General features: G+C 36.5%; 8 protein-coding genes and 1 tRNA gene. All 9 read left to right on the plus strand.

Translation table 11 applies throughout. The features are described 5' to 3' along the window. Positions 1 to 13 precede the first annotated feature (13 nt). Positions 14 to 1,354 (plus strand): UDP-N-acetylmuramoyl-L-alanine--D-glutamate ligase, encoded by a 1,341-nt coding sequence (gene murD / locus ES677_RS09215; RefSeq protein ID WP_148381083.1) that lies wholly within the window; start codon positions 14 to 16, stop codon positions 1,352 to 1,354. A 19-nt stretch (positions 1,355 to 1,373) separates the two neighbouring features. Further along, positions 1,374 to 2,594, plus strand: a complete 1,221-nt coding sequence (locus ES677_RS09220) for an FtsW/RodA/SpoVE family cell cycle protein (RefSeq protein ID WP_246124423.1) — start codon at positions 1,374 to 1,376, stop codon at positions 2,592 to 2,594. A 27-nt stretch (positions 2,595 to 2,621) separates the two neighbouring features. After that, positions 2,622 to 3,737, plus strand: a complete 1,116-nt coding sequence (gene murG, locus ES677_RS09225; RefSeq protein ID WP_148368433.1) for an undecaprenyldiphospho-muramoylpentapeptide beta-N-acetylglucosaminyltransferase — start codon at positions 2,622 to 2,624, stop codon at positions 3,735 to 3,737. Positions 3,738 to 3,768: 31 nt separating this feature from the next. Next, positions 3,769 to 5,121: a UDP-N-acetylmuramate--L-alanine ligase gene (gene murC, locus ES677_RS09230; RefSeq protein ID WP_148381084.1), complete on the plus strand. Its 1,353-nt coding sequence runs from the start codon at positions 3,769 to 3,771 to the stop codon at positions 5,119 to 5,121. Continuing rightward, positions 5,111 to 5,830, plus strand: coding sequence for a cell division protein FtsQ/DivIB (locus ES677_RS09235; RefSeq protein WP_148368431.1), 720 nt, complete (start codon positions 5,111 to 5,113; stop codon positions 5,828 to 5,830). Before murC ends, ES677_RS09235 begins: the two co-directional genes overlap by 11 nt. A 3-nt stretch (positions 5,831 to 5,833) precedes the next feature. Further along, on the plus strand, positions 5,834 to 7,165 hold the full coding sequence (gene ftsA / locus ES677_RS09240) for a cell division protein FtsA (RefSeq protein ID WP_148368430.1): 1,332 nt from the start codon (positions 5,834 to 5,836) through the stop codon (positions 7,163 to 7,165). A 72-nt stretch (positions 7,166 to 7,237) separates the two neighbouring features. Further along, entirely contained in the window at positions 7,238 to 9,301 is a 2,064-nt protein-coding gene (ftsZ, locus tag ES677_RS09245) for a cell division protein FtsZ (RefSeq protein WP_148381085.1), read from the plus strand. A 179-nt stretch (positions 9,302 to 9,480) separates the two neighbouring features. Further along, positions 9,481 to 9,930 carry a GatB/YqeY domain-containing protein gene (locus ES677_RS09250; RefSeq protein ID WP_148381086.1) on the plus strand — a complete coding sequence of 150 codons (450 nt, stop codon included), beginning with the start codon at positions 9,481 to 9,483 and terminating at the stop codon, positions 9,928 to 9,930. Positions 9,931 to 9,950: 20 nt separating this feature from the next. Next, positions 9,951 to 10,024 (plus strand) — tRNA-Arg (locus ES677_RS09255). Positions 10,025 to 10,250: the final 226 nt, after the last annotated feature.

Genomic DNA, 10,250 nt, shown 5'->3' on the forward strand with positions numbered 1-10,250 from the left:
ATCACTGAAAACAATGAAGAAAAAATTGAACATAGCCATATTAGGAGCAGGAGAAAGTGGTGTTGGTACAGCATTGCTAGCTAAAGCCAAAGGCTATACAGTTTTTGTTTCAGATAAAGGAAAAATAAAAGAAAAGTATAAAAACGTTCTTATAAATAATAGTATCGATTGGGAAGAAGAAGCGCACACGGAAGCTAAAATTTTAAGCGCCGATGTTGTTATGAAAAGCCCCGGAATACCCGATAGTATTCCGCTGGTAAAAGTGCTTAAAATGCAAAATGTGCCTGTTATTTCAGAAATTGAATTTGCCGCTCAGTTTACAAAAGCAACTATTGTGGGAATTACGGGAAGTAATGGGAAAACAACAACAGCCGCTTTAACGCATCATATTTTAAAACAGGAATTAAATGTGGGTTTAGCGGGTAATATTGGAGACAGTTTTGCTAAGCAAATTTTAGAACACGATTTTGAGAACTACGTGTTAGAAATTAGTAGTTTTCAGTTGGATGGCATTGTAGGTTTTAAACCTGAAATAGCTGTTTTAACAAATATAACACCAGATCATTTAGATCGCTATGAGTATCAGTTTGAAAAGTACATAGAATCTAAGTTTAGAATAGCGCTAAATCAAACAAAAGACGACTATTTAATTTACGATGCCGATGATGAGGTGATCGTAAACTGGTTAAAAAATAATACAATAGAATCACAATTAGTGCCTTTTTCATTAACTAAGAAACAAGAAAACGGTGCGTATTTGGATAAAGATAATATAGTAATAACAATAGATAACGATAAAATAATTATGCCATCAAATAACTTAACATTAGAAGGAAAACATAACGTAAAAAATGCAATGGCAGCTTCTACTGTAGCACATTTATTAAAAATTAGAAAACAAACTATTCGCGAAAGTTTAGAGAATTTTCAAGGCGTAGAGCACCGTCTAGAATTTGTACTTAAAATAAATAAAGTACAATATATAAATGATTCTAAGGCCACCAACGTTAACGCTACGTATTATGCTTTAGAAAGTATGGAAACACCCACGGTTTGGATTGTTGGCGGAACCGATAAAGGAAACCAATACAAAGAATTGTTTCAATTTATAAACGAAAAAGTAAAAGCAATAATTTGCTTAGGGGTCGATAATACCAAGTTAATGGAGAACTTTGGAGGTATGGTAGATATTATTACCGAAACGCAATCTATGAGTGAAGCTGTAAAAATGGCTTACAAATTAGCAGAGTCTGGCGATAGTGTATTGTTATCTCCAGCGTGTGCGAGCTTCGATTTATTCGAAAGTTACGAAGACAGAGGGCGTCAGTTTAAAGATGCCGTAAGAAACTTATAATATAGACATTAGGAATTCTGTGAAAGAAAATGCTAAAAATATAAACTTAAAAAAGGTTTTTGCAAACCTTAAGGGAGATCGATTAATATGGGCGATAGCGGCACTATTGGCTATATTTTCATTTCTTCCGGTCTATAGTGCTTCTAGTAATTTAGCATATGTGGGAGGAAATACCAATACATTTGGTTTTTTAGTAAAACACTTTATGCATTTGTTTCTAGGGTTTTCTATAATGTACGGAATACATAAAATTCCTTATCGTTATTTTCGCGGACTTTCTATGATTATGATGCCTTTAGCTTTTGTGCTTCTGGTGGTTACAATAATGCAAGGCACAACTATTGAAGGCGCTAATGCAAGCAGATGGATTCGTATTCCGTTTGTAAATATGTCGTTTCAAACTTCCACATTAGCCTCAGTGGTACTAATGGTATATGTTGCGCGATATATGTCTAAAATGAAAGATAAAGTAATTTCATTTAAAGAATCAATTTTACCACTTTGGTTGCCGGTATTTCTACTATTAGCCTTAATTTTGCCTTCCAATTTTTCGACGACCGCTATTCTATTTGTTATGGTAGCAATGTTGGTGTTTTTAGGCGGTTATCCTATTCGTTATCTAATAGTGATGTTGGCCTTTGGGGTTTTAGGATTGGTACTGTTTGTTTTGGCGGCTAAAGCATTCCCCGAAGCGATGCCTAATCGTGTAGATACGTGGATGAGTCGTGTGGAGAATTTCTCGAATGGAGAAGATACAGAAGCCGATTACCAGATTGAGAAAGCAAAAATAGCCATTGCATCAGGAGGTATTAAAGGTTTAGGGCCAGGGAAAAGTATGCAAAAAAACTTTTTACCGCAGTCATCTTCCGATTTTATTTTTGCAATAATTGTTGAAGAATACGGGTTAATAGGGGGTATCTCCCTCATAATTCTATATATGTGGTTATTATTTAGAATTGTTATAGTGGCTCAAAAAGCCGACACCATTTTTGGAAAATTGTTAGTGCTTGGCGTGGGCTTGCCCATTGTATTCCAAGCGATGATTAATATGGCGGTTGCCGTAGAGTTATTCCCTGTAACAGGGCAAACGCTGCCACTAATAAGTAGTGGAGGTACTTCTATTTGGATGACCTGTTTAGCAATAGGAATTATTTTAAGTGTAAGTGCCAAAAGAGAGGAGATTTTAGAGCAAGAAAATAAAGAAGAGAGTCCGTTAGAAATTCTTTCGGAAGCTATATAACTATAAACAATACGTTATCGTAATAAAGTGAATCGTAAAACAAACACATATAAAATTATATTATCTGGCGGTGGTACTGGAGGGCACATTTACCCTGCAATTGCTATTGCCAACGAATTAAAATTCCGTTATCCTGAAGCGCAATTTTTATTTGTAGGTGCAAAAGATAGAATGGAGATGGAGAAAGTGCCTAACGCAGGGTACGCTATAAAGGGGTTATGGATAACAGGGATTGAGCGAAAAGTATCGTTAAAAAATATGATGTTTCCGTTTAAGCTTATTAACAGTTTATATAATGCTAGGAAAATAGTTAATCAGTTTAAGCCGGATATTGCTATTGGAACCGGTGGGTTTGCTAGTGGGCCGCTATTGCAAGTTGCGGCGTCTAAAGGCATCCCAAGTATTATTCAAGAGCAGAACTCATATCCAGGGATCACCAATAAATTATTGGCCAAAAAAGTGCAAAAGATCTGTGTGGCTTACGACGGATTAGAGCGTTTTTTTCCGAAAGATAAAATAATAAAAACGGGTAATCCAGTACGACAAGATTTGCTAAATATCGGTACGAAAAAAGAAGAGGCAATGCGCTATTTCGATTTAGTTGGCGATAAAAAAACCTTGTTAGTTCTAGGTGGAAGTTTAGGGGCTAAAGCAATAAACGAATTGCTAAAAAAAGAATTAGATTTTTTACAAACGCAGAACCTTCAAATAATATGGCAATGCGGAAAGTTATATTACGAGAGTTATAAAATTAACGGACATACAAAAAATGTCCAAGTGCACGCGTACATAAATCGTATGGATTATGCTTATGCGGCGGCAGATTTTATTATCTCGAGATCTGGTGCGGGCTCGGTTTCAGAGTTGTGTATCGTAGGTAAGCCGGTGGTGTTTGTGCCGTCGCCATATGTTGCCGAAGACCATCAAACCAAAAACGCGATGGCTATAGTAAAAGAGAATGCGGCGCTGTTAATTGCTCAAGAAGATTTAGAAGTTGATTTTAAAAATAAGTTTTCGCAGTTAATAGCATCGCCAGAAAGACAACAGCAATTGAGTGATAATATTAAAAAATTAGCACTCGTTAACGCTACAAAAGAAATTGTAGACGAAGTGGAGAAATTATTAGAACAGAAAAAGAAATAAAAAATTAAAGCCCCCTGTTTAGGGTAAAGCAATGAATTTAGAAAGAATACATAACGTTTATTTTATAGGTATCGGTGGTATTGGTATGAGTGCTTTGGCGCGCTATTTTAAAAGTAGTGGCAAAAACGTGGCGGGATACGATAAAACCGAAACAGACATCACTAAGTCTTTGATAGACTCGGGTATTGAAGTGCATTATGAAGATTCTATTTCTAACGTAGATTTTGCGTTTTATAACACTTCTACAACCCTTGTCGTTTATACGCCTGCTGTGCCTAAAGACCATAGACAATTGGCCTATTTTAACCATAACCGATATGATATTTTAAAGCGTTCGGAAGTGTTGGGTTTAATTACTAAAAACAGTTTTTGTCTAGCTGTTGCAGGTACACACGGTAAAACAACAACCACAAGTATTTTGGGACATATTTTGTACCAAAACGATGTGAAATTAACTGCTTTTTTAGGCGGAATTAGTGAGAATTACAATTCTAATTTAATAGAAAATGGTAACGAAGTTAGTGTTGTAGAAGCTGATGAGTTTGATCGGTCGTTTTTAACCTTATCGCCAGACATTGCTTGTATAACCTCTATGGATGCCGATCATTTGGATGTTTATGGCGATGCTTCGGAATTAATAAAATCTTTTGAAGCGTTCGTTGGAAAATTAAAGCCCGACGGGAAACTGTTTGTAAAAAACGGATTACCCTTAAACGGAATCACATACGGTGTTGAAGATGACGCCGATTATTCAGCTCAAAATGTTATTATTAAAAATGGAGGGTATGTTTTCGACTTTAAGACGCCGACAACGGTGGTTAAAAACGTAGCATTTACTTTACCGGGGCGACATAATTTATCGAATGCTGTCATTGCTTTGGCAATGGCTACCGAGTATGGTGTTTCAGTGCAAGATTTGACTGGCGCATTAGCGACTTATAAAGGTGTTAAACGCCGATTTACCTATCAAATACAAACTAAGGATTGTGTTTTTATAGACGATTACGCACACCACCCTGCCGAAATTAACGCCGTGCATCAAGCAGTACGAGAAATGTATCCCAACGATAAAGTGCTCGCTGTTTTTCAGCCGCATTTATTTTCGAGAACACGAGATTTCGGAAACGCGTTTGCAGACAGTTTAGCGCAGTTTGATGAGGTGCTATTATTAGATATTTATCCAGCTCGCGAGTTGCCAATTGAAGGTGTTACGTCGCAGTGGTTATTGAATATGATAAAGAATAATAACAAGCAATTGGTTAGTAAAGAGGACTTGATTGAAAAAATTAAAAAAAGTAAAGCGCGTGTGGTATTAACCATTGGTGCAGGAGATATTGGAGCGGAAGTGTCAAATATAAAAAAAGCATTGAGCGGTGAAAATTAATTGGAATAACATAAAGTTGGTGTTTCTATTAGTGCTAATAGTGTTTTTGTATGCGTTTTCTTCAGCTCGGAATAAGGATAGAAAAATTTCTGAACCGGACATTGAATTTGTGGGAGAACAAAATTTATTTATCACACATAACGATGTTAGTAAATTGTTAATACTAAATCAATTAGGTGGTTTAGATATTACGAAAGAAGCTTTAGATTTGAATAGGTTGGAGATTAGTTTACTGTCTAATCCTATGATTGCTTCGGCTAAAGTTTATGTTAGTGTGAATGGCGATTTTTCAGCAAAAATAAAACAAAAGAAGCCTATTGCAAGAATAAGTACAAAAGATGCTTTCTATATTGATAGTCAAGGCGGACTAATGCCACTGTCTAATAATTATACAGAGCGAGTGCCTTTAGTTACGGGCCAAATAAATAAAGATGATATGGGAAATGTTTTCATAATAGCGCATACAGTATATAATGATGCCTTTTTGAGAACCAACGTTGTGGAGATACATCAAAATGAAGATAGGACTATCGATTTAAAGTTAAGACAGTCTAATTTCATAGTGCAGTTAGGAAGTTTAGAGCATCTCGATAAGAAAATAAATAATTTAAGAGCGTTTTATAAAAAAATATTACAAGATAAAGCGGTAAATAAATATAGCAAAGTAAATTTGCAATTTGATAACCAAGTTGTATGTACCAAAGTATAAGTTATGGATCATAATATAGCAGTTGGATTAGACATAGGAACCACAAAAATTGTGGCGATGATAGGTCGTAAGAATGAGTATGGAAAAGTTGAAATTTTAGGTATTGGAAAATCCAAAAGCTTAGGAGTGCACCGAGGTGTGGTTAATAATATTACCCAGACCATTCAATCTATACAATTGGCTATTCAAGAAGCAGAAGCAGCAGCCTCTGTTAAAATTGAAAGTGTTACAGTGGGCATTGCAGGACAACATATTCGTAGTCTTCAGCATAGCGATTATATCACTAGACCAGATTCTGAGACGGTAATTGATGAAGAAGATATCGACCGTTTAATTAACCAAGTACACAAATTGGTTATGCTTCCGGGAGAAGAAATTATTCACGTATTACCACAAGAATTTAAAATCGATGGGCAATCAGAAATAAAAGAACCTATCGGTATGTATGGTGGACGTTTAGAAGCCACTTTTCACGTGGTTGTTGGCCAAGTCTCATCTATTAGAAATGTTGGTCGGTGCATTAAGAGTGCGGGGCTAGAGCTCGAAGGGATTACCTTAGAGCCTTTAGCATCGGCGCATGCGGTATTAAGCCAAGAAGAAAAAGAAGCGGGAGTGGCGTTACTTGATATTGGTGGCGGTACCACAGATTTAGCGGTATTTAAAGATGGTATTATCCGTCATACCGCAGTTATTCCTTTTGGTGGTGGGGTAATTACCGAAGATATAAAAGAGGGATGCTCGATTATTGAAAAGCAAGCTGAATTACTGAAAATAAAATTTGGATCGGCGTGGCCAGGCGAAAATAAAGACAACGAAATTGTGTCAATTCCTGGTTTAAGAGGTCGCGAGCCTAAAGAAATCACACTTAAAAACTTGTCTAAAATCATTCACGCTCGCGTGGTTGAAATAGTAGAACAAGTCTATGTTGAAATTAAAAACTACGGACACGAAGAGCAAAAAAAGAAATTGATTGCTGGAATTGTATTAACAGGTGGCGGCAGTCAGCTTAAGCATTTAAAGCAGTTAGTAGAATACATTACAGGTATGGACACGCGTATTGGGTATCCTAATGAGCATTTGGCCGGCGATAGCGACGAGGCTATTACAAGTCCCTTATTTGCCACTGCTGTAGGATTAGTAATGGATGGATTGAAACGTCAAGAAAGAAGAAAAGTAGAAGCGAAAATTGAAGAAGAAATAGAAGAAAAAATAGAAGAAGAAGCGGCTAAAGAAGAGGCAGAACAAGAAATAGTAGAACCGCCAAAAAAGCCAAAGCGTTCGTTTTTAGATGCCTTAACAGAAAGAGTGAAGGATTTTTTGGACAACGCAGAATAAAGATAATAATAATACAATTACGCCGTAAATGGCGTGTATAAATAGATTAATTGATCCAGTAAAATAGAATTTATGAGCAACAAGGAATTCGAAAGCATCGCATTTGATTTGCCAAAAAACCAATCAAATGTTATAAAAGTTATTGGTGTTGGTGGTGGCGGTAGTAACGCTATTAACCACATGTTCTTACAAGGTATTAAGGGAGTAGACTTTGTAATTTGTAATACAGATGCACAAGCACTCCAAAATAGTGGCGTACCCAACAAAATACAATTAGGCGTAAATCTTACCGAAGGTTTAGGTGCCGGAGCAAACCCAGAAGTGGGCGAACAGTCGGCAGTAGAGAGTTTGGAGGAAATTCAACGCATGTTTGGTTCCAATACTAAAATGGTCTTTATAACCGCAGGAATGGGCGGAGGTACCGGAACTGGTGCGGCGCCGGTTATAGCTAAAATGGCTAAAGATTTAGATATTTTAACCGTAGGAATAGTAACAATGCCCTTCCAGTTTGAAGGGAAAATGCGAAACGAACAAGCGCAAAAAGGAATCGAAAACTTGAGAGCTCAAGTCGATTCTTTAATTGTTATTAATAATAATAAACTTCGTGAAGTATACGGAAACCTTGGTTTTAAAGCAGGTTTCTCGAAAGCCGACGAAGTGTTAGCGACGGCCTCTAGAGGTATCGCCGAAGTAATAACGCATCACTATACTCAAAATATTGATTTACGTGATGCTAAAACAGTACTAAGTAATAGTGGTACAGCAATTATGGGATCTGCTACTGCTTCCGGACAAAATCGCGCTCAAGATGCTATCCGTAAAGCTTTAGATTCGCCATTATTAAACGACAATAAAATTACTGGAGCCAAAAATGTATTGTTGCTTATCGTTTCAGGAAATCAGGAAATTACTATCGATGAAATCGGTGAAATTAACGACCATATTCAAGCCGAAGCGGGTCACGGTGCGAATATTATTATGGGTGTTGGTGAAGACGATAGCTTAGATGAGTCTATCGCTGTAACTATTATTGCTACAGGATTTAATGTAGAACAACAAGACGAAATTTCTAATACAGAAACTAAGCGCGTTGTACATTCTTTAGAAGAGGAGCCAAAAAAAGCAATTAAGCCTATAGAGCTTACAACTCCAAGTCCTATTGCTGCAGTACGAAAGAAACCAGAACCTGCTCCAGTGGTAAAACATACTTTAGACTTAGACGAAAACGTAGATCCTTTAGCACAATTTGAAAAAGGAAATGCGTCGAAGCAAATAAAAGAAAAGAAGGAAGTACAAAAGAGACCTTTAACAATGGCCGATTTAGGAATTATTCCTACCACCGATGTCATTAAGAATATAAATGTGGTTAGCAAAGAGGTGTCGTCTGTTAATGAAGCGGAAGAAGATTTCGTTATCACACCATCGCAAGAACACACGGAGGATGAAAACGAAGAACCTGTTTATAACAAACAGCAAATTACGTTAAGCTTCGATATGCCTTTAACAGAAGAATCTATTGAAGATACAGCTCAGCACGCACCGCAGGCAAGCTATGGCCAGCCAGAAGCTAAAACAAACCCAGCGCCTACGCCAGAAAGTAGAACACAACCCGTTACGCCAATAGTTTACGATTTAGAAAGTGAAATAAAAGATTTTGAAGTTAAAGATCCTGTTGAAATTATTCCGGTAAGCACTTCAACAAGTGCTGGCGAAAAACGTTACGCTCTAGATGATTATGACCTGGCCGATTCTTCAATGAATGCCTCAAAGAAGAAACAACCAGAAGTTGAGAAAGATTTTGATGCTGAAATCGAGTTCAAGAAAAAGGTCGTTAAAGAAATTGTTCCTGAGGAGGTAGCGGACGATTTAGACCCAATGAATAGTTCTATTTCTGATATCTTAAAAGAAAGAGCAGACGAGAGAAGACTTAAAATGAAGAACTTTAATCATAAGTTTAATACGTCCAAGATTGATGAAATAGAAAAAACTCCCGCTTACAAGCGACAAGGTTTAGATTTAAAAGATGCGCAACACTCCTCAGAGTCTAATGTGTCAAGAACAAGTTTAGGTGTCGACGATAACGACGATATTCAATTAAGAAGCAATAACTCTTTTCTACACGATAACGTAGATTAATCAAAGTTTTTGTGATTAGTAGCAAGAATGTAATGACTTTATTACTATAACCCGAAAGTTAAAGCTTTCGGGTTTATTATTTTTTATCAGAACACATGAAAAATAGAAGAGTAATAGAATGCGAATGCGTATTTACTTATAATTTATTTTTATCTTCGCAGTCAATAAATGATACAATTATGAGTTTATCAACTAATATAATGACAGCGCTTAAAGACGCTATGAGATCTAAAGATCAGACGGCTTTAACAGCATTAAGAGCGGTGAAATCTGCAATACTATTAGCGCAGACAGAAACAGGGTCTAAAGAAGAGTTAACAGAAGAGCAAGAGCTTAAGATCCTTCAGAAGCAAGTAAAACAACGCAAGGATAGCGCTGCAATATTTTTAGCGCAGAATCGTAAAGATTTAGCAGAGCCAGAATTAGCAGAAGCAGAAGTTATAGCTCAATTTTTACCAGAAGCAATGAGCGAAGAGGCTATTGCTAAAGTGGTAGAAGACGTTATTAGCCAAACAGGAGCAAACGGTATGAAAGATATGGGTAAAGTTATGGGAATGGTTAGCGGTCAATTAGCAGGTAAGGCAGACGGTAAAACGATTTCTAATATTGTTAAAGAAAAATTATCTTAAGTTAACTACTTATTATAAAAGGCTCTGTAGCTCAATTGAATAGAGCACTGGATTTCGGCTCCAGCGGTTGGGGGTTTGAATCCCTTCAGGGTCACTGAAAACACCACTAATAAGTTGTTTTTTAATAGCTTAGTGGTGTTTTTTATTGAAAACACTTTTCTAAAATGTCTAGTCCTGAATAATCGCTACAGAGTAATAAAGGATTAAATTTAATATTTAAAGCTGAACAATGACTCCATTGTTCAGCTTTTTTGATTTATAAGTTTTCATTTCTATTTTACATTGTTTGTGTATTTGATTTGGAGTCAACATATGATTTG

The sequence above is a fragment of the Bizionia gelidisalsuginis genome, assembly GCF_008086185.1.
GTDB classification, from domain to species: Bacteria; Bacteroidota; Bacteroidia; order Flavobacteriales; family Flavobacteriaceae; genus Bizionia; species Bizionia saleffrena.

Coding starts and splice junctions, on each gene's coding strand:
- ES677_RS09250 (WP_148381086.1), top strand. CDS start 9,481: ATGAGTTTATCAACTAATATAATGACAGCGCTTAAAGACGCTATGAGA.
- ftsA (WP_148368430.1), top strand. CDS start 5,834: ATGGATCATAATATAGCAGTTGGATTAGACATAGGAACCACAAAAATT.
- ftsZ (WP_148381085.1), top strand. CDS start 7,238: ATGAGCAACAAGGAATTCGAAAGCATCGCATTTGATTTGCCAAAAAAC.
- murD (WP_148381083.1), top strand. CDS start 14: ATGAAGAAAAAATTGAACATAGCCATATTAGGAGCAGGAGAAAGTGGT.
- murC (WP_148381084.1), top strand. CDS start 3,769: ATGAATTTAGAAAGAATACATAACGTTTATTTTATAGGTATCGGTGGT.